Origin of the sequence: Gilliamella sp. Nev5-1, assembly GCF_001690895.1 — a bacterium.
Classification (GTDB): Bacteria; Pseudomonadota; Gammaproteobacteria; order Enterobacterales; family Orbaceae; genus Gilliamella; species Gilliamella apicola_C.
Genome location: NZ_LZHO01000077.1, coordinates 1 through 19,434, shown reverse-complemented (window position 1 = coordinate 19,434; position 19,434 = coordinate 1). Strand labels below are relative to the sequence as shown.

The window sequence follows — 19,434 nt, the reverse complement described above, 5'->3', positions numbered from 1 at the left end:
GTGGGCGTTTTTTATCCCAAGTAAACCTAAAATTACTCAAAATTTAGCATAAAAAAAGCGACCTCAAAGTCGCTTTTCAACCAATAAATACTAATTATTTAGAAACAACAGCAATTAAATCTAATACTTTGTTTGAATAACCAACTTCATTATCATACCAAGATACTAATTTAACGAAGTTATCGCTTAATTGGATACCCGCTTTAGCATCAAATACAGATGTACAAACTTCACCTAAGAAATCGGTAGATACAACGTCATCTTCAGTATAACCAAGCACACCTTTCATTGGGCCTTCAGCAGCTGCTTTGATTGCTTTACAAATATCTTCGTATTTAGCTGGTTTTTCTAAACGAGCAGTTAAATCAACAACAGAAACGTCTGGTGTTGGAACGCGGAAAGCCATACCTGTTAATTTACCGTTTAACTCAGGGATAACTTTACCTACCGCTTTAGCCGCGCCAGTTGATGAAGGGATGATGTTTTGAGCCGCACCACGACCACCACGCCAATCTTTATGAGATGGACCATCAACTGTTTTTTGAGTTGCGGTTGTTGCATGAACGGTTGTCATTAATGCTTCAACAATACCAAAGTTATCGTTAATAACTTTAGCTAAAGGGGCTAAACAGTTAGTCGTACATGACGCATTAGAAACGATATCTTGACCAGCATATTCTTTATCATTAACACCAATAACGAACATTGGCGTGTTGTCTTTTGAAGGACCAGTTAAAACAACTTTCTTGGCACCAGCTTGGATATGTTTGCGAGCAGTTTCGTCAGTTAAGAATAAACCAGTTGCTTCAGCAACAACATCAACACCTACTTCGTCCCATTTTAAGTTTGCAGGATCACGTTCTGCAGTAACACGGATTGTTTTACCGTTAACCACTAATTTACCGTCTTTAACTTCAACAGTACCATCAAAACGACCATGAGTTGAATCATATTTAAGCATGTAAGCCATATATTCAACATCTAATAAGTCATTGATAGCAACAATTTCGATGTCTGAACGTTTTTGAGCAGCACGGAAAACAATACGACCGATACGGCCGAAACCATTAATACCTACTTTAATAGTCATAACAATTACCTTCTTTTTAGTGTTTTTAATGTTAAAAATCTTTCCTGTAAACTATCAAATTTTAAAGACTTATTCAAGAAGATTCCTAATAATTAACCACGATTTGATTAAATAGATTAAAACATATGCAAACTTTTTGAATTAATACAAATAAAATCATTATGTTATTAAATAATTCTGAATAAAAATCATAAACGCGAAAGAGCGTGAAAAATGAGGCATTCTTGCACTTAAAAATAAGTCAGAAAAATCATTGATTTTATTTAAGTTTTTATTTTTTTGTTTTTTTATAAAAATCACCGATTTTTACCCAACAAACCTAACGCCATACTTACTCAGCCCCAGAATATGCTACCAACTGGTAAGGTGCTATTTGCCGTAATTCAACCTTTTTCGGCCTTTTATCCATTTAAGATCTCTGCGTAAAAAGAGGTGCCTTCATAAGAAAAATAGTTTTATTTTTATTGTTAATTAAAAGAATGCTTGTTTCATCACTAGGGTAGAAAAAGTCTTTCCAGAATCTTATAAAAATATTCACTGGAACAATGGCGCTTGCTTGTTTCCCGAAAAAAATTAATGCGGTATCGGTGAGTTTGTTGTTAAAAAATAACGAGTTTTTTGGGGCATTAAAGTCTAAATTCGTTTTTTCTATAACAGAACAAAAGGATGGGGCATTGGGGTTAAGTGGTTAAATGGAAATGTTACGTCCCAAAAGTGATTGAATTCTTCTAAGCTGATTCTCCTAAACTAAGGAAAGTAATTTTTCTTTTTTCATCAAGCGATAGCAAGCAATCTTTAGCGTTAATTGGGTATTTTTGTTCATCAATAATTAATTGTTTCTTGTCCATAAAAATATACCTGTTATCCTTTTTTTGTTTATTTTGCTATGCGTTGGGCTATTTATACTGGAAATTTTTTGTTTTTATAAGCCGACCATAAGTGCGTAACTGCCCAGTTATTATATTCTTGAGCAAGAAAACTTTTCGCTATTATTTCTATATCGTCAGATATTTGAGACGCAATTTCAAAATGATTAATTAGTTGAAAAGACAGTTTGAATGCTTTTTCTCTTAATATATTAATAAGTTCGATTTCTTCCTTTTTAAAACTTTTTTTGTTTAAGGTATTAAAGCTATTCACCCATTGATTATCAAACTCAGGTTCATCTCTTAGATCTAATGCTTGGTCTGCATTTAATGCTTTTAAAAAATCAAAGTTGATTGGATCCGATAAATAATGGTTAATTTCATTAAGTTTGTTATTATTCATTTGGGAAAATTCCTTAAAAAATCTGGCACTATAATGTGTTCTAAAAGTACAGTAAAAAATAGAATGTTTTGTTTAATTTACTGTTTTAATTTAGCTAAATTCAGAAATTATATATATAATAATAAGTATTTTTACAATATGAAACAGGATTATAAATGTACAACATAAAACACATTGGCAACTTTGAAACGATGCCTGAACCAGCTGTTGCCATATATGAAACAAATATCGAAAAAATGCAAAGTTTATATGATGCCAACTGGGATATAAATGAAAAAATCCACCTTGGTGAATATACAGATATAACACCTTTGGAGCTTGCTGTTGTCACAAATAATTTTACTGTTTTTAAGTGGTTATTAGAAAATAAAGTGTCTTTGGATGTTGGTCGTTTTACCATTATCGAAAAGGCAGCACAATATAGCGATGGTAAAATTACAGATCTTTTGCTAAAAAATAATGCGCTTGATTTTCTTCCCCTAAAAAAATATTCGGAAATATTAATCCGCATTCATTACGGGAAAAATTATGAAAATATAGCGCTATTTGAGCAATACGGAGTAACGGTAAAACAATATGGCGGTGCTGCGCTTAGGTCCAGCGCATCAGATGGAAACATAGAAGAAACAAAAATGTGGGTAGAAATGGGAGCCGATGTTAATTATCACCAACCCGATACGGTTTTCCCTTATTCTCCAACACCGTTGATAGAAGCGGTCAGACACGATCACACCGAACTTGCCGAATATCTTATAAAATGTGGAGCCGATATTACCATTACTGATAAATATGGTGATCGCCCATATTCTCTTGCTGCAACGAATAAAAATACAAATTTGATGCAATTGCTAAAATCATTAGAGCCAATTGAATGGCATAATGAGCAAGAAAAACTAAAGCGCCTAAAAAGCTATAAAATGCCTGCGGATATGTTGACATATCTTAAAACATCGCCAGGTAAAATTCATTTTTCAGGAAAAGATTGTTATTCAAAATACATTACTTTTTATAATTTTATCGATTTGCTGGAGATGAAATGGAAAAGGAAAAAACTAATTTCTTTGATAGAAGAAGTTGACGGTTATGAGCTATACATTGTTTGGTCTCCAGCAGAAAAAGCAATTTGCTATATCGATCCTGAGCACCAAATATTTGCTAAAATTTGTTCTTGGAAAGAATTTATTAAGCACCCAGAAAAACATATCAATAATATAATAGATGGGGTATATGATGATATGTAAAGCAATGATCAGATGTTCAAATTTTTTTCATAAGAATTTGCGTCGCCATTGTCGCTAATTTTCCCCAGACAAAATAGTACCTCAAACTGTTGGGGGCAGATGCTAACACCAAGCAAGGCATAGCATGAGTCTTTTGGGGTAAAAAAGGAATTATTTTTTATAAAATAAAAAACTAATAAAATCAATTGTTTTTCTGAATAATTTTTTAGCGTAAGAATGTCTGCTTTTGTAGAGAAGACAATAGTGTTTTTATGTGTAGACTAGGTTGCGAACTTTTTACTGAAATGCATAGATTATCTGAAACTGTTTGACAAACTATTTCTCGCCAAATTTTATCATCACCGTTATTTTTAATAATATATGTTATAATGACGCTTTATTTTTTAATAAGAGAGATTATTTTGCAACAGTCGTTACAAGATTTTATTATTGATAAAATTGATGATTTAAAAGGTAAAGATATTGTTACCCTTGATGTCCGTGGTAAATCAAGCATTACTGATTATATGATTATTTGTACGGGGACGTCTAACCGTCATGTTTCGTCTATCGCCAACCATTTGCTTGATGAAGCAAAAAAACAAGGCCATTTGGTATTAGGCAGTGAAGGAAAAAGTGATGCAGATTGGGTTGTAGTTGATATGGATTCAGTGATTGTACATATCATGCAAGAAGAAAGCCGCCAGCTTTACGAACTTGAGAAACTTTGGAGTTAATTACGTGAAAATACAGCTTATTGCTGTTGGCAATAAAATGCCAAACTGGGTTACCACTGCTTTTGGTGATTATCAGTCACGATTCCCTAAAGATATGCCTTTAGAACTTATTGAAATCCCCGCAGGCAAGCGCACCAAAAATGCAGATATTGTCCGAATTTTAGATAAAGAAGGCGAGGCAATGCTAGGTGCTTGCGGTAAAAGCAATCGTATTGTAACGCTTGATATTCCAGGTAAGCCTTATACCACGCACCATTTAGCCGAGCAGTTAGAACGCTGGAAAATTGATGGGCGTGATGTGAGTTTATTAATTGGTGGGCCAGAAGGTTTGTCCCCAGCTTGCAAAGCAGCGGCAGAACAGAGTTGGTCACTGTCGCCCTTGACACTTCCCCACCCTTTAGTGCGTGTTATTGTGGCTGAAAGCCTCTACCGCGCTTGGAGCCTAACCGCTAATCATCCTTATCACCGTGAATAATAACATAAGGTAAACAAAATAAGATGAGCGCCATTATTTTAGATTTACAAATTGCTACAAAAGAGCAACAGAATTTACCCAGCGAAGCACAAATTTTGCAATGGTTAGACGTTATTTTACCTCAGTTTATGGATAACGCCGAGCTGACTATCCGTATTGTTGATGAACAAGAAAGCCAGCAGTTAAATTATACTTATCGCCATAAAGATAAACCAACTAATGTTTTATCTTTTCCGTTTGAATCTCCCGTTGAGATTGAGGTTCCTTTATTGGGCGACCTCATTATTTGTAAGCAAGTTGTGGAAACTGAAGCTGTACAACAACATAAATCACTAACCTCACACTGGGCGCATATGATTGTGCATGGTTGTTTACATTTGCTGGGTTATGATCATATTCTTGACGAAGAAGCCGAAGAAATGGAAAATATCGAAATTGATATCATGCAGCAGTTAGGATTTGAAGATCCTTATCAACCCGTTGATGAATAAAAATACTCAATGGGCAGTTTAGTAATTCAATGACAATTTAGCTAACTAAACAAAATATATAAAATAATTTAAATTAATAACAAAGTAAGAAAGGAAAAGAGCAAATGAGTGATGATAATCACCGGAGACCTAAAAAAGGGTTTACATTATGGTTAAGTCAGTTGTTTAATTCGGAACCCAAAGATAAAGAAGAACTGATTGAAGTGATTCGTGAAGCGGAAGAAAACGAACTTATCGATCCCGACACGCTCGATATGATTGAAGGTGTTATGGATATAGCCGAACAGCGCATTCGTGATATTATGATACCCCGTTCACAAATTATCACAATTAAAGACAATTATACCCTCGATGAATGTTTAGATATTATTTCTGAACATGGGCACTCCCGTTATCCTGTTATTAGTGAAGATAGAGATCACATAGAAGGCATTTTATTAGCTAAAGATCTTTTGATTTTTATTCGCCAAGGTGTTGATAATTTTGATCTCAAAAAAATTCTTAGACCAACCGTAGTTGTTCCCGAAAGCAAACGCGTTGATCATATGTTAAAAGAATTTCGGATGCAACGCTATCATATGGCGATGGCAATAGATGAGTTTGGCGGTGTTTCTGGCCTTGTGACAATTGAAGATATTTTAGAGCTTATCGTAGGCGATATTGAAGATGAATATGATGAGGTTGAAGATCGTGATATTCGCCGTTTAACAACCTCAGTCTACACAGTGCGAGCACTAACTCCCGTTGAAGATTTTAATGATATTTTTGCAACTCATTTTAGTGATGAAGAAATGGACACCATTGGGGGGCTGGTCATGCAACATTTTGGTCGATTACCTTTACGTGGTGAGAGCATTACCATTGATGGTTATCAATTTAAAGTCGCCATTGCAGACAGACGACGAATCATTCAATTACATGTCACCATTCCTGATGGTGCAACCGTGCCCAATTTAGAGTTACCTGAAAATGCTTAAACAGATATTATTAAGTATATTTCTTGGTGCAATAGCCGTTTTTAGTTATGCACCTTTTCATATTTGGCCGTTAGCTTTTGTCTCGTTTGCGGGTTTTTTATGGCTTATTGCTGATAAATCTAAAAAACAAGCCATGCTATTGGGATTAACTTGGGGTGTCGGCTATTTTACATCTGGCGTGCATTGGGTTTATATCAGCATAAAACAATATGGAGAATTGCCTCTACCCGTTGCCATTATTATTTTAGGCTTTTTAATCCTGTATTTATCGCTTTATCCTATGCTTTTTGCTTTTCTATTAAGAATGGTAAATCATTTTGCTGGACAATTTTCATTTAAGCAACTAGTACTTGCAGCACCAATGCTTTGGCAAATAACTGAGTTTTTGCGTGGTTATATATTGACTGGATTTGCTTGGTTACAGCTCGGTTATAGTCAACTTGATAGCCCACTGCGAGCCTATTTCCCTATAGGGGGAATAGATTGTGTTACTTTATTGCTTACTATTTTGTGTGGGTTATTTATTTATAGTATTAAGTCAATAACCATCAAAACATCCCGAAAGCACGCAGTTGGTGCGATTATTGCACTGTTTGCGATCTTTATTGCACCAATTTCATTCGGCAATATTAATTGGACTACTGTAGACAAGACGCGTTCGGCTCATTTTGCGTTAATTCAAGGAAATATCTCGCAGTCAATCCGTTGGACAAAAGAACAGCTCAATAACACGTTACAAACCTATACTAAACTAACCTTAGACAATTTAAATAAAAATGAAATAATCATCTGGTCAGAAGCCAGTATCACCGATTATGAAATCAATCAGCAAACTTTTTTGCAATATTTAGACAACGAAGCTAGAGCTCATGATGCTGAAATTGCCGTGGGCATTCTTGATTATCGTTTTGGTGAAGAAGGATATCAGTCCAATGGAGATATCTATAATACCCTGTTAGTGCTCGGTGAAAAAGAACCTTATCAATACCCAACAACCAATCGTTATAGAAAACATCATTTGGTGCCTTTTGGCGAGTTTACACCGCTAGAGTCAATACTTGAACCGATTGCTGCCATTCTCGATATTCCAATGTCATCAATGAAACCTGGCGAAACAATACAACCTCAATTACACATAAAAGGCTTTAAATTTACACCCGCTATTTGTTATGAAGTGATTTTGTCGAATTTAATCCATCAAAACTTTGCCTCTGATACCGATTTTTTACTTACTGTTTCAAATGATGCTTGGTTTGGCGATAGCATTGGTCCTAAACAACATTTACAGATGGCACAAGCAAGGGCGTTGGAATTTGGCAGACCTTTAATTCGCAGTACCAATACGGGAATTACGGCAATTATTGATGAGCACGGTAATCTCGTTAAGCAATTACCACAATTTGAAACAGGTGTTTTATCAGCATCTGTATCGCCCACAATAGGTTTAACACCTTATGCAAAATGGGGCAATCTACCCTATTTTGTAATTATGATATTAATATTTATCTCACTTTTTATAAAACGACGTTCATAATTTACAATACTGGCATAATTATTGCTTAAATATAATTGGTTTTAATAAATCTTGATGTAACCAACAATCTAATATTGTGTTAATTACTTACATCTAGCTCCAATGATAGACAAATAAACAGTAAAAAGTACTTTTATGCTAAAAAATAAGTTATAATATATGCCCTTTGTAAAAATGTTAAAATTATTTAATATGATACAAAATAAACCGTAGGAGATGAGTATGAACAAAAAGACAAAATTAACCAAACTCGTGTTATCATTTGCAATGTTAGGTCTAGTGAATAGTGCCGCATTTGCCGATGAATTAACTGGTACACTAGCTAAAGTAAAAGAAAATGGTGTGATTGTCGTAGGACATAGAGAATCATCAGTCCCGTTCTCATATTATGGTGATAACCAAAAAGTTGTGGGTTATTCTCAAGATTACTCAGATCTTATTATTAATGCGGTAAAAAAAGAGTTAAACATGCCTAACTTGCAAGTTAAATACTTACCGCTGACTTCTCAAAACCGTATTCCACTGTTACAAAACGGTTCTTACGATTTTGAATGTGGTTCAACAACCAATAATCTTTCTCGTCAACAACAAGTTGATTTTTCAAATACGATCTTTATTGTTGGTACTCGCTTTTTAGTTAAAACTAGTAGCAATATTAAAGATATTGACGATCTGAAAGGTAAAAATGTGGTCGTAACTTCAGGTACAACATCCGAAGTTATGCTCAACAAAATCAATACTGAAAAAGGGTTAAATATTCGTATTATTGCGACCAAAGATCATGGTGATGCATTTCGCACACTTGAAAGTGGACGAGCAGCAGCATTTCTTATTGATGATGCATTATTAGCTGGTGAGCGCTCGAAAGCAAAAAAACCTGAACAATGGGAAATTGTAGGTACACCATTATCTTATGAAGCCTATGGTTGTATGTTGCGTAAACAAGACCCACAATTTAAAGCTTTAGTCGATAAAACTATTTCAGAAGCGCAAACATCAGGTGTCGCCGAAAAGTCATACAACCGCTGGTTTAAACAACCTATTCCACCAAAAGGGTTAAATATGAACTTTGATATGTCTTCTGAGATGAAAGAACTTTTCGCTCATCCTAATGATAAAGCATTAGATTAATACGCAGATATTTTCCCATAAGGACGTAGGCAACTGCGTCCATCATCTTATTTAGTACTATTTACAATTTTTTTACATGTTGGAGTATTTATGACAACAAGTTGGAATTGGGGAATTTTTCTTCAACCAGCACCATTTGGGGATACAACGTATCTAGGCTGGTTGTGGTTAGGTTTCCAAATGACCATATTGCTAGTTATTACATCAGGAACGGTTGCCTTTTTGGTTGGTTCGCTATTTGGTGTGCTGAGAACATTACCTAACCGCTTTTTATCTGGCTTAGGTACATGTTATGTTGAGGTTTTTAGGAATATCCCGTTAATCATTCACTTATTCTTTTGGATTGAAGTTGTACCAGCACTGGTACCAGAATCTATCCGTGACTGGTTATATAATCTTGACCCTATGATATTTACTTTATTAATGTCAACCATAGGATTAGGATTATTCACAGGTGCACGTATTTGTGAACAAGTGAGAGCTGCTATTCAATCAATCCCTGCTGGTCAGAAAAGCGCAGGAATTGCATTAGGATTAACTCTGAAACAAACCTATTTATATATTTTATTGCCAAACGCTTATCGACGTGTGTTACCACCGTTAACATCTGAAATATTAAATATGGTTAAAAACTCGGCTGTTGCCTCAACTGTTGGTTATGTCGAATTAACCAAACAAGCAAACCAATTGCTTGAACATGCAGGCCAACCTTATGAATCATTCATTGCTATTACATTTGGATATGTAATTATCAATGTCGCTATCATGTTTGCCATGCAATATATTGAGAAAAAAGTGCGACTTCCTGGCGTATTAGGAGGTAAATCATGATCGATTTAGAATGGGGTCAAATCCTGCCTAATTTACCTTATATCATGCGTGGTATGCTATTAACCTTAGAGATAACCATTACCGCTGTAATTTTTGGTATCGTTTGGGGAACGCTACTTGCCATTATGCGACTTTCATCAATTAAAGTACTACATTGGTTTGCTTCATGCTATGTAAATATATTCCGTTCAATTCCATTAATGATGGTTTTGCTCTGGTTTTATTTGCTAGTGCCTCAACTATTAGAAAAGATTTTAAATCTTCCACCCACAACAGATATACGTTTTGTGTCGGCATTAATCGCTTTTGCTTTGTTTGAAGCGGCTTACTATTCGGAAATTATTCGAGCTGGTATTCAAAGTGTATCTAAAGGTCAAATCAGTGCATCACTAGCACTCGGTATGACTAAAGGTCAGGCATTACGAATGGTGGTTTTACCACAAGCATTTCGTATTATGACACCATTATTATTAACACAAGGTATTATCTTATTCCAAGATACGACGCTTATTTACACCTTAAATTTAGCTGATTTCTTCTATCGTGCGGTTAATATTGTGGGTAATAGAGATGGTTTAATCGTTGAGATGGTATTATTTACAGGAGCAGTTTATTTTGTTATTTGCTTCACCGTTTCACGTCTAGTTAATTATTTTAAGAAAAGGATTACTCGATGATCTCCTTAGAAAATATATCAAAATGGTATGGACAATTTCAGGTATTAAAAAACTGCACAACTCGAGTTGGTAAAGGCGAGGTTGTGGTGGTTTGCGGTCCTTCGGGTTCAGGAAAATCAACTTTGATAAAAACCGTAAATTGTTTAGAGCCTGTACAAAAAGGCAAAATTATTATTGATGGAACCGAAGTTACAAGTAAAGCAACTAACTTAGCAAAGTTACGTTCTAAAGTGGGTATGGTATTTCAACATTTTGAACTATTCCCACATTTAACTATTTTAAAAAACCTCACCCTTGCGCAAATTAAAGTGTTAGGTCGAACAGACGAAGAAGCTCGCGAAAAAGCGCTTAACTTGTTAGAGCGCGTTGGTTTACTTGCTCATGCCGATAAATACCCCGCACAACTTTCTGGCGGTCAACAGCAACGTGTTGCCATTGCTCGCGCGTTATGTATGGATCCTATTGTCATGCTGTTTGACGAACCAACCTCAGCACTTGATCCTGAAATGGTGAATGAAGTATTAGATGTAATGGTTGAGCTTGCTTATGAAGGCATGACCATGATGGTTGTTACGCACGAAATGGGCTTTGCGCGTAAAGTGGCTCATCGGGTTATCTTTATGGATGCAGGTGAAATTATTGAAGATACCTCAAAAGAGCAGTTCTTTACTAATCCACAATCAGATCGTGCTAAAGACTTTTTAGCTAAGATAATTCATTAAGTTAATTATTACAGGGCTTATCGCCCTGTTTTAGTGATTATCCATTGATTTATTTATCATTTTATAAAAAATCATCTGTGTTAGTGCATTTAGAAAATCCATTCAACCATTATTCTGCAACAAACTAACTAAACCACTATGCCTTGGTGTTTGTGATTTAATTGCTTGCAATAAAATTGGTTCAGTAGCATAAATTGACACGTTTTTTCTAGCGCGAGTAATCGCTGTATAAAGCAAAGAACGGTTAAGCAACGGTGAATAACTAGTTGGTAAGATAATATTCACATCATCGAATTCTGAACCTTGCGATTTATGGATTGTCATAGCGTAAGCTGTTTCATGCTCAGGTAATCGAAATGGCGAAAATCCTTTAATAGATCCATCAGCAAACGGGAAATACACACGTAATTTTGAGCTATTCTTTTCAGCCATTAATGTAATGCCAATATCACCATTGTACAGCCCTAATGAAGTACTATTGCGTAAAATCATAATTGGCCGACCAACGTACCAAGCCTCTTTATTTTGCAAGCGAATCAATTTATTTTTGGCTAATAGCAATTCAATTTGCTTGTTTAAACCCTCTACGCCAAAATGTCCTTCTCTTACAGCACAAAGTAAGCGATATTCGGCAAATTTAGCTAAAACTGCCGCAATATCATTAGTGCCATATTGCTTAATAACATTTAAATAATGTTTATAGTGATTAATACTATCATGTAAAACATCTTCATAATCTTGTTGGGATGAAAGTGCATGATATTGGATATCACTTAATGACTCATCGGTTAATAATTTTTTCACGACAGTTGAGCGCCCCTCTTTAACTGCATTAGCCAACAATCCAATACCAGACGATTCGTTAAAACGATAACTTTTTTGTAATAGGCAAATACTGTCCGTGATTGTTGCTGTTTGCTCGCAAGCAGGCACAACATAGCCAGTTAATTGGCTTAGCTCTTTTGCTCGTGACTCGCTATAACCATGCGTAATAAAGGTACAAAGATCACCAAATACCGAACCAGCTTCAACCGATGAGAGCTGATCTTTATCACCCAACAAAATTAAACGTGCAGAAGCGGGTAAGGCTTCAATGACTCTTGCCATCATATTTAAATCAACCATTGAGGCTTCATCAATGACTAATACATCAACATGCAACGGATTATTTTTATCATGCTTGAATGAACGATTATCTGCTTTTGCGCCTAATAAACGGTGTAAAGTGATCGCTTCTGCCTTTATATTTAGTGAAGCAAAAGCGAGTTGCTCAATTGTTTGACTCAATGATTCGGTTAACCTTGATGCGGCTTTCCCTGTCGGAGCCGCCGTAATAATTCGCGCATTGGGCGTAGTTAACAAAATTCCGGCTAAAATTTTAGCGACAGTGGTTGTTTTACCTGTACCAGGCCCGCCCGAAATAATCGCGACTTTACGCGTTAATGCCGCAGCAACCGCCACTTTTTGCCAATCAATTTCAGCGTGATTATCGGTAAAAAGCTGATTAAGTATAGTATTTAAATCAACATCGCAATGTGACTCTTTATTAAGGATTGTGTGATTGAAATATTGAGCAACATTTTTCTCGTCCAACCACATCCTTTGAAAATAGAGTTTATTTTCAATAAGGATAAGCGGAGATAAATTTGTTCCATCACTCACAACTCGACTATTTTGTGCTTGTTCAAGTGCGTTTTTCCAATCTTGCTCGTTTGGTGAGCCTAAGGCTAACCAAAGCTGCGCTTCTATCGTTGATTGTTTTAAATAACGAAGATCTAAGCAAACATGACCAGATCTTACCTCTTTACTTAGCGTTATCACTAAAAAACTGAATCGTTTAATTGTAATATCGTCATTTAACTTTGCTTTATTCGTTAAAAATGCTGCCAAATGAACATCTAGCAAACTAATTTGATTGTCTTGTGTAAATTGGTTTAACCATTCGTTTAACATACTGTATTTTCTGTGATTTACTCATTTATAATCCAATTATATCGTTAACTTTATCTTTTGGATAAGTCAGTTTAAAGCTTAAACTAAGATTTTTATTTTCATTTGGATTCAACTTAAACTGCCACATTAATTGACCGGTTTCTTTATTATAGTTTGCATTATCATATTTGGCCTCATTAAGGACGACTGCCTTATTGATAATATTGGGTAGCTGATCATAAACAACAATATCAATAGGTAGCGATTTGGTATTTTTTACATCAATGGTATAAGCATATTTTTGTGAAATATCATTACCAAATAACGAAGGTTTTGATGTTTCATTAATATTACGATTACGCGATATAAAAATGTTTTTATCTTTTCCTAAAGAGATATCCAATGTTTCTTTTAAATCTTTAGTAGTAATAAAACTCTCACCAATATAATTGCCATCAAAAAATACTGTCGATTTTCCAGGCAAAAGGTCTAATTTATCCCAATCAGTAATTTGTGCTTGTAAGTACACGCTACTATCTAATTTAGGAATGGCAATGTAATGATATTTTGCTTCAACTTCTTTGTTCTGTAACGTAAGGATATTACTTTGGGTATTCGATTTAATGGTATAGGGCAATTTAACCTCAAAGCGCGTGTTAATACCTAAAGTATTGGTTAATGCATTATCATCAGGGCGAACGGATCTTGATACTTTTGCACTTATATCATCATGTTTAGAAAAAAAGAAGCCACCTTTTTCAGAATAGATATCAATATGCCAAGGCAATAAATCAGGCGCCGTTATTCCGTCACTTGGATTAGAAGTCGATAAACTAAAATCGATATTCTGCCAATTCAAGCCACTATTTTGATAAATATCTGCTTTATAAGTTAATTGTAACGGGGAGTTGATATCAGCAACACGCACATCATAAACTGGAACCCAACCAGCTTTATTGGTGACATAAGATAAAGTAACTGGTAATGTCATCTCTTTGTCAGAATAAACCTTGACGATAATTGCACTGTTAGGACTGTTTGTTAATGCTTTGCGTTTATCAATTTTATCTTGACATTGCCTTATTTGGGCATCTATCTGATCAACCTCTTTTTGTCGTTTATTTTGTTCATTTAGTGTTGCGATTAAATTGGTTTTAATGAAATCTAAGGTATTTTTCATTCCACTTAAACTATCATTGTCACTTTTTACTAATAAATCTAAACGATTTCCTTGTAAAAGAGTAACTTGTTCAGATATGGCTTTTAATTGAATATCAGCCGTATCACGTTTTTCATGTAATTGCTGTAACTCTTCAAGTAAAGGCTTAATTTCGTCATTTTGTTTATCATTGTTAGAATAATCTTCATTTAATGACGTTGAGAGTACTTTCACATTAGCATTTTTACCAAATCCCACATTAATTGAATTAGCTCTAACACCATCAGCAATTCCAGTTAATGTAATTTCGCTTTCACCTTTAGTTAACGACACCGTTGACTGCCCTTGCAATTCAGCTCCTTGCAAAAACAGGGTTACTTTATTGAGTGTTACATTATTGCTGGCAAAAACGCTACCAGAAGCGAATGCGATTAAAAAAGCAATTTGTTGAATTTTCATTTTTCTCTTTTATAAAAAATTAATTTCCACCTATTTTAATATCTCATGTTATCAGTTAATTAGGTTGTAGCACAATTATTAATACTCAAAAAAGTATTTATTCTTTTCAACTTAATTGTTATAAATTTTGATTAACAAAAAATAGATATAAGCGTTGCCTTTATTTCCCACTATTGCAATTAGTCGGTATAATGCTTGCAATTTTATTGTAAAGTGGATTATACATGAAAACGCTATTTGCCAGCACATCTCGTGGGCTTGAAGAGTTATTAAAAAAAGAGTTAGAACAAATAGGCTCACCCAACTGTAAAATTACCCAAGGTGGAGTTTATTTTGATGCTGATGAAAAAACATTATATCAATCATTATTATGGTCCCGTTTAGCCTCACGCATTTTGTTGCCAATAGCTGAATTTGATATTTATAGTGATTTAGATCTCTATTCTTGTGTATTTAATATTAAATGGACAGATATTTTTGCGGCCGATAACGCTTTTGTGATCAACTTTGTTGGTGTTAACGAATTTATTCGCAATAGTCAATATGGCGCACTTAAGATCAAAGATGCCATTGTTGATCACTTTTTACGCCATACTAACGAACGCCCCAATGTTGCTAAACAAGATCCAGATATTCGACTTCATGCGTATTTAAATAAAAACCGAGTCACCTTATCTTTAGATTTAAGTGGCAATAGCTTACATGAACGTGGTTATCGTCAGCAAACAGGGCAAGCACCATTAAAAGAAACCCTTGCTGCCGCCATTATTATGCGTTCAGGTTGGCTGAGTGATGAACCGTTGCTTGACCCCATGTGTGGCTCAGGCACGCTACTGATTGAAACCGCTATGATGGCGTCAAAAATCCCACCAGGATTACAACGCAAACAATGGGGATTTTTTGCATGGAAAGGATTTAATCCAACGCTATGGAATGAGTTATTATTTTCAGCAAAACATAATGCCTGTAAACCCAATATTCCTTTTATTGGTTACGATAATAATCCTACCGTACTTGAGCGAGCCAAACAAAATGCTATCCAAGCCGGTGTGGGCGATTTAATTACCTTTGCTTTACAAGATGTAACACAACTTACTAATCCATTACCAATGCAAACAACAGGTATGATTATCAGTAATCCACCTTATGGCGAGCGGCTAGAAAGCGAGCCCGCACTTATTGCTTTACATACTGCTCTCGGTCGACAAATTAAACAACACTTTGGTGGTTGGCGATTATCACTATTTAGTGGTGCACCGCAACTATTAGATTGTTTACAAATGCGAGCAGATAGACAATTTAAAGCCAAAAATGGCCCTCTCGACTGTATACAAAAAAATTATGCCATTGCTAAGCGTGATGCTCAACAACCTATCACGAACCCAACGGTGCCGGCTGCCGACTTTGCAAATCGGTTACGCAAAAATAAACAAAAACTGGAAAAATGGGCAGCTCAAGAACAACTTGAATGTTATCGACTTTATGATGCAGATTTACCCGAATATAATGTTGCTATTGATCGCTATAAAGATAAAATAGTTATACAAGAATACGCCGCCCCTAAAAATATTGATCCACAAAAAACACGGCAACGGCTATTTGATATTATCAATGCCACCATGTCAGAACTTAATCTGACTGCCGATCAACTAGCATTAAAAACCCGAGAAAAACAAAAAGGTAAACAACAATACCAAAAATTAGGGCAAAAGCAGGATTATTTTTTAGTCCATGAATACGCCATTAATCGCCAAAAAACCCAATTTTGGGTCAATATTACCGATTATTTAGATACAGGACTGTTTTTAGATCATCGCTTAGCACGCAAAATGATTGGTGAAATGAGTGCTGGCAAGGACTTTTTAAATCTATTTGCTTACACAGGGAGTGCAACTGTTTATGCAGGACTTGGTGGTGCTAAATCAACCACTACCGTTGATATGTCACGCACCTATTTAGAATGGGCAGATCGTAATTTAAAACAAAATGGTTTAACAGGTAAAAAGCACCGATTAATTCAGGCTGACTGTTTGCTTTATTTATCTCAATGCGATGAACAATTCGACTTAATTTTTATCGATCCGCCAACATTTTCGAATTCCAAACGTATGAATAATACCTTTGATGTGCAACGAGATCACCTAAAATTAATGGCGGATCTAAAACGCTTGCTAAAACCTAATGGCACTATCCTCTTTTCGAATAATAAACGTGGTTTTAAGATGGATAGCAGTGGTATGCAAAATCTAGGACTTACCTATCAAGAAATTACCAATAAAACGCTTTCGCTTGATTTTAAACGTAACAAGCAAATCCACTGCTGTTTTATTGTGAAGCATCAATAATTAACCGCCTACACGGCGGTTAATTCCACCAAAAAACCTCAATAAAATCAATAGGTTTTCTGAACGTTTTTTACAGCGGTAACCATGCCTAAACAATGCAATATTGAACAATACATCACAAGCTAAATCTTTAAATCCTAGATTTGAATTATCATTACATATTGGCACTACGATATAAATAAAAATTATTTTATGGTTAGTTGCTCTTACGCATTAATTAGTTGTTTCTGTTACTACATATATCATAACGTCGCTCCTAAACCAAAATAAATCATTTTAATATTACCTTTCTATCTACAAAATATTACTCTATCTGTGTTAAATCACTCGTTGTTGTTGCTGTGCGGCTGCCGTTTAAAGATTACGGTGAAATACAAAGTGCATAGCCAATTTGTTCTGTTATTGGTTCTGAAAATATCAATCCATAAGCATCAACTAAGTAGTAGTTATCATTCTTATGGCGATTATTCGACCAAAATTTTCTATAAATATGACGATCTAGCCTAAAAACATCAGAGCCCCATTCTGGAATGATTCCTCCTCCAAGTTGTACCTTAGAGAACCCTTCTTTACCAGTAGGGTATCCTTGATGCCAATTTAGCTCAACATTTTTAACATTGGTTAATTCAGGTACAGATTGAATCTTTAGGCTGCTTACTGTAGCTTAGTTCATGAGGAAAAGACCCTGCGATTGTTAAATTAAACGGAAATGAATCGCCTGCCGTGGTTGGAAAATTAGCTGAAGGGCTATTAATATTTTGAAGTTGATATCCTTTTTTGCCCCTGACTCCCTATACAAATCGGACGCTACCCATTCATTACCTATATGCTCACTGTGTGGGGTTGGTTGAGTAAGTGGATATGCCCAACATGCATAAGGATTGGAAACAGCAGGCTTAATATGTAAAACCAATCGATCCTCAAATGCCCATGGATCCTCATTCCACTCATCTTCCGTGACAGTTGCTCCAAATGATCTTCTAGATGGCACACCAGACTTACTCAAAACTGAAGAAATGCTAGATAGTAAAACCATTCTATAGCTATAACGACAAGGATCAATAAGGTCATTACGTTTATAACTGCGCTCTCCCCACTCGGCCAAATCATCACTACCATAATCATCTGCTTCATCAAATATTTTTAGCGAAACCATACCGGCACCACTCAGAATTTCATCGCCATCATCATCAAAAAAATATTGCCTATCATAACGGCTATTAAATTCTATTTATTGCCCATTATCTTCTGCCCACTCGGGTATTGGATGATTTTTGGGGATAATCGAATTAATATCGGCAAACGTTTTAATCGATTCAGGTAACAAAATAGGATTCTGTTGTGACGAAGTATTATTATCGAGTGTATATCGAAAAGTTTGATTACCAACTTGATAGCTCATCCAAAAAATATCATCAACGCCTAATATTTTAGTTTTCCCTCCATCGAAACTTAAATAAGGCGCAGTACCATTAATCACATTGGTAGTTTCGGCAACATAAATAACTTCTGAACTTAAGGCGATTGCTCTATTAACATAAGTCGTTAATAACAAGCTAATGCCAATAAATATTGGTGTTAATGAAAAAGATAACAATCTTGTTGTTTTAGAATAAAAGTCGAAAAGTATTTGTAGGTGAAAAACGCTTAAATTAGTTAATGTTTCTTTTATTTTTACCAATAATTTATGGCTGGCAACCAAACAACTATTCCTTAGCACGTTCTAAATCCTTTTCTACAACTTATATTTACTTTAATTCGAGCTTTTCTATTATTAAATAGATAGAAAGTATAAGTAAATCGCTAGTATTTTGTAAACGTGTTTTTTTAAAATTTATTATAGTATATAAAAGTAAGCATAAATATTGTTGCTATTTTTCTAATTTCTGAGTGTCAGTTAATTGGAAAGACAATGGGATACAAAGAATGTTTAGATTATCCCTGTAAATACCCCAAACTTAGTACACAACTCACGTAGAAAATTAAGCTGCCTGTTTTAATGTTTTATATTCGAGCGGTGTCATGTTATTTAATGCCTCATGCGGCCTTTCGGTGTTATAAATTGTTAACCATTCTTCAGTTATTCTCCTTGCTTGAGCTAAGTTGTTAAAAAGATATAAATCGAGTACTTCAGTACGATAGGTACGATTAAATCGTTCAATATAGCCATTTTGATAAGGGCTACTGGGCTGGATATAATCAATGGTTATACCATGGTTGGTAAAGGTTTTTCCTGTAAATTCTGGCCCATTATCGACCCGTATTTTTAATGGATACCCATGATATTCGGCCAGTTTATCTAAGTAACGGGTAATCCTTCCTGCCAGTAAGCTTACTGCAATATCAATACCTAACGCCTTACGATTAAAGTCATCGATAACATTG

Annotated in this window: 18 protein-coding genes; 11 read left to right on the top strand and 7 right to left on the bottom strand. The window is 35.1% G+C overall.

Going from position 1 to position 19,434, the window contains the following annotated elements; translation table 11 throughout:
* Nucleotides 1-94: 94 nt before the first annotated feature.
* A complete protein-coding gene (gene gapA, locus A9G41_RS10340) occupies nucleotides 95-1,090 on the bottom strand; it encodes a glyceraldehyde-3-phosphate dehydrogenase (protein WP_065567930.1) in 996 nt (331 codons plus the stop codon).
* Between the two features lie 900 nt (nucleotides 1,091-1,990).
* Complete coding sequence (locus A9G41_RS10335) at nucleotides 1,991-2,359, bottom strand: hypothetical protein (protein WP_065581442.1); 369 nt, start codon at nucleotides 2,357-2,359, stop codon at nucleotides 1,991-1,993.
* Between the two features lie 155 nt (nucleotides 2,360-2,514).
* Between A9G41_RS10335 and A9G41_RS10330 the strand changes: the two genes are divergently transcribed.
* From A9G41_RS10330 to A9G41_RS10285, 10 genes are all read left to right on the top strand, one after another.
* Nucleotides 2,515-3,600 (top strand): ankyrin repeat domain-containing protein, encoded by a 1,086-nt coding sequence (locus tag A9G41_RS10330; protein ID WP_065581443.1) that lies wholly within the window; start codon nucleotides 2,515-2,517, stop codon nucleotides 3,598-3,600.
* 368 nt (nucleotides 3,601-3,968) lie between these two features.
* Nucleotides 3,969-4,316: a ribosome silencing factor gene (rsfS, locus tag A9G41_RS10325; RefSeq protein WP_065567927.1), complete on the top strand. Its 348-nt coding sequence runs from the start codon at nucleotides 3,969-3,971 to the stop codon at nucleotides 4,314-4,316.
* A 4-nt stretch (nucleotides 4,317-4,320) separates the two neighbouring features.
* On the top strand, nucleotides 4,321-4,791 hold the full coding sequence (gene rlmH, locus A9G41_RS10320) for a 23S rRNA (pseudouridine(1915)-N(3))-methyltransferase RlmH (protein WP_065581445.1): 471 nt from the start codon (nucleotides 4,321-4,323) through the stop codon (nucleotides 4,789-4,791).
* A gap of 23 nt (nucleotides 4,792-4,814) precedes the next feature.
* On the top strand, nucleotides 4,815-5,282 hold the full coding sequence (gene ybeY / locus A9G41_RS10315; RefSeq protein WP_065581446.1) for an rRNA maturation RNase YbeY: 468 nt from the start codon (nucleotides 4,815-4,817) through the stop codon (nucleotides 5,280-5,282).
* A 104-nt stretch (nucleotides 5,283-5,386) separates the two neighbouring features.
* The gene (gene corC / locus A9G41_RS10310; protein WP_065567924.1) at nucleotides 5,387-6,259 is read left to right on the top strand and encodes a CNNM family magnesium/cobalt transport protein CorC; all 873 of its coding nucleotides are present in this window, start codon (nucleotides 5,387-5,389) and stop codon (nucleotides 6,257-6,259) included.
* Nucleotides 6,252-7,793: an apolipoprotein N-acyltransferase gene (lnt, locus tag A9G41_RS10305; RefSeq protein WP_065581447.1), complete on the top strand. Its 1,542-nt coding sequence runs from the start codon at nucleotides 6,252-6,254 to the stop codon at nucleotides 7,791-7,793. Before corC ends, lnt begins: the two co-directional genes overlap by 8 nt.
* 222 nt (nucleotides 7,794-8,015) lie before the next feature.
* Nucleotides 8,016-8,924 (top strand): glutamate/aspartate ABC transporter substrate-binding protein, encoded by a 909-nt coding sequence (locus A9G41_RS10300; RefSeq protein ID WP_065581448.1) that lies wholly within the window; start codon nucleotides 8,016-8,018, stop codon nucleotides 8,922-8,924.
* 90 nt (nucleotides 8,925-9,014) lie between these two features.
* The gene (locus A9G41_RS10295) at nucleotides 9,015-9,755 is read left to right on the top strand and encodes an amino acid ABC transporter permease (protein WP_065581449.1); all 741 of its coding nucleotides are present in this window, start codon (nucleotides 9,015-9,017) and stop codon (nucleotides 9,753-9,755) included.
* Nucleotides 9,752-10,432 (top strand): glutamate/aspartate ABC transporter permease GltK, encoded by a 681-nt coding sequence (gene gltK / locus A9G41_RS10290; protein ID WP_075539636.1) that lies wholly within the window; start codon nucleotides 9,752-9,754, stop codon nucleotides 10,430-10,432. The genes A9G41_RS10295 and gltK overlap by 4 nt, the downstream gene beginning before the upstream one ends.
* Entirely contained in the window at nucleotides 10,429-11,154 is a 726-nt protein-coding gene (locus tag A9G41_RS10285; protein WP_065581451.1) for an amino acid ABC transporter ATP-binding protein, read from the top strand. Before gltK ends, A9G41_RS10285 begins: the two co-directional genes overlap by 4 nt.
* Before the next feature lie 102 nt (nucleotides 11,155-11,256).
* Here the strand turns inward: A9G41_RS10285 and recD are convergent, their stop codons facing one another.
* Together recD and A9G41_RS10275 are read right to left on the bottom strand one after the other, a co-directional pair.
* Nucleotides 11,257-13,107 (bottom strand): exodeoxyribonuclease V subunit alpha, encoded by a 1,851-nt coding sequence (recD, locus tag A9G41_RS10280; protein WP_075539635.1) that lies wholly within the window; start codon nucleotides 13,105-13,107, stop codon nucleotides 11,257-11,259.
* 25 nt (nucleotides 13,108-13,132) lie between these two features.
* Nucleotides 13,133-14,704: a DUF4139 domain-containing protein gene (locus A9G41_RS10275; RefSeq protein WP_065581453.1), complete on the bottom strand. Its 1,572-nt coding sequence runs from the start codon at nucleotides 14,702-14,704 to the stop codon at nucleotides 13,133-13,135.
* 224 nt (nucleotides 14,705-14,928) lie between these two features.
* Between A9G41_RS10275 and rlmKL the strand changes: the two genes are divergently transcribed.
* Nucleotides 14,929-17,049 (top strand): bifunctional 23S rRNA (guanine(2069)-N(7))-methyltransferase RlmK/23S rRNA (guanine(2445)-N(2))-methyltransferase RlmL, encoded by a 2,121-nt coding sequence (gene rlmKL / locus A9G41_RS10270; protein WP_075539634.1) that lies wholly within the window; start codon nucleotides 14,929-14,931, stop codon nucleotides 17,047-17,049.
* A gap of 694 nt (nucleotides 17,050-17,743) precedes the next feature.
* Here the strand turns inward: rlmKL and A9G41_RS10265 are convergent.
* From A9G41_RS10265 to A9G41_RS10255, 3 genes are all read right to left on the bottom strand, one after another.
* Nucleotides 17,744-18,205: a hypothetical protein gene (locus A9G41_RS10265; protein ID WP_065582262.1), complete on the bottom strand. Its 462-nt coding sequence runs from the start codon at nucleotides 18,203-18,205 to the stop codon at nucleotides 17,744-17,746.
* 75 nt (nucleotides 18,206-18,280) lie between these two features.
* Complete coding sequence (locus A9G41_RS10260) at nucleotides 18,281-18,769, bottom strand: hypothetical protein (RefSeq protein ID WP_141675205.1); 489 nt, start codon at nucleotides 18,767-18,769, stop codon at nucleotides 18,281-18,283.
* A gap of 262 nt (nucleotides 18,770-19,031) precedes the next feature.
* Nucleotides 19,032-19,434: integrase core domain-containing protein (locus A9G41_RS10255; protein ID WP_143425458.1), on the bottom strand; the 403-nt coding region annotated here is incomplete at its 5' end.

Coding starts and splice junctions, on each gene's coding strand:
- gapA (WP_065567930.1), bottom strand. CDS start 1,090: ATGACTATTAAAGTAGGTATTAATGGTTTCGGCCGTATCGGTCGTATT.
- A9G41_RS10335 (WP_065581442.1), bottom strand. CDS start 2,359: ATGAATAATAACAAACTTAATGAAATTAACCATTATTTATCGGATCCA.
- A9G41_RS10330 (WP_065581443.1), top strand. CDS start 2,515: ATGTACAACATAAAACACATTGGCAACTTTGAAACGATGCCTGAACCA.
- rsfS (WP_065567927.1), top strand. CDS start 3,969: ATGACGCTTTATTTTTTAATAAGAGAGATTATTTTGCAACAGTCGTTA.
- ybeY (WP_065581446.1), top strand. CDS start 4,815: ATGAGCGCCATTATTTTAGATTTACAAATTGCTACAAAAGAGCAACAG.
- corC (WP_065567924.1), top strand. CDS start 5,387: ATGAGTGATGATAATCACCGGAGACCTAAAAAAGGGTTTACATTATGG.
- lnt (WP_065581447.1), top strand. CDS start 6,252: ATGCTTAAACAGATATTATTAAGTATATTTCTTGGTGCAATAGCCGTT.
- A9G41_RS10300 (WP_065581448.1), top strand. CDS start 8,016: ATGAACAAAAAGACAAAATTAACCAAACTCGTGTTATCATTTGCAATG.
- A9G41_RS10295 (WP_065581449.1), top strand. CDS start 9,015: ATGACAACAAGTTGGAATTGGGGAATTTTTCTTCAACCAGCACCATTT.
- gltK (WP_075539636.1), top strand. CDS start 9,752: ATGATCGATTTAGAATGGGGTCAAATCCTGCCTAATTTACCTTATATC.
- A9G41_RS10285 (WP_065581451.1), top strand. CDS start 10,429: ATGATCTCCTTAGAAAATATATCAAAATGGTATGGACAATTTCAGGTA.
- recD (WP_075539635.1), bottom strand. CDS start 13,107: ATGTTAAACGAATGGTTAAACCAATTTACACAAGACAATCAAATTAGT.
- A9G41_RS10275 (WP_065581453.1), bottom strand. CDS start 14,704: ATGAAAATTCAACAAATTGCTTTTTTAATCGCATTCGCTTCTGGTAGC.
- rlmKL (WP_075539634.1), top strand. CDS start 14,929: ATGAAAACGCTATTTGCCAGCACATCTCGTGGGCTTGAAGAGTTATTA.
- A9G41_RS10265 (WP_065582262.1), bottom strand. CDS start 18,205: ATGGTTTCGCTAAAAATATTTGATGAAGCAGATGATTATGGTAGTGAT.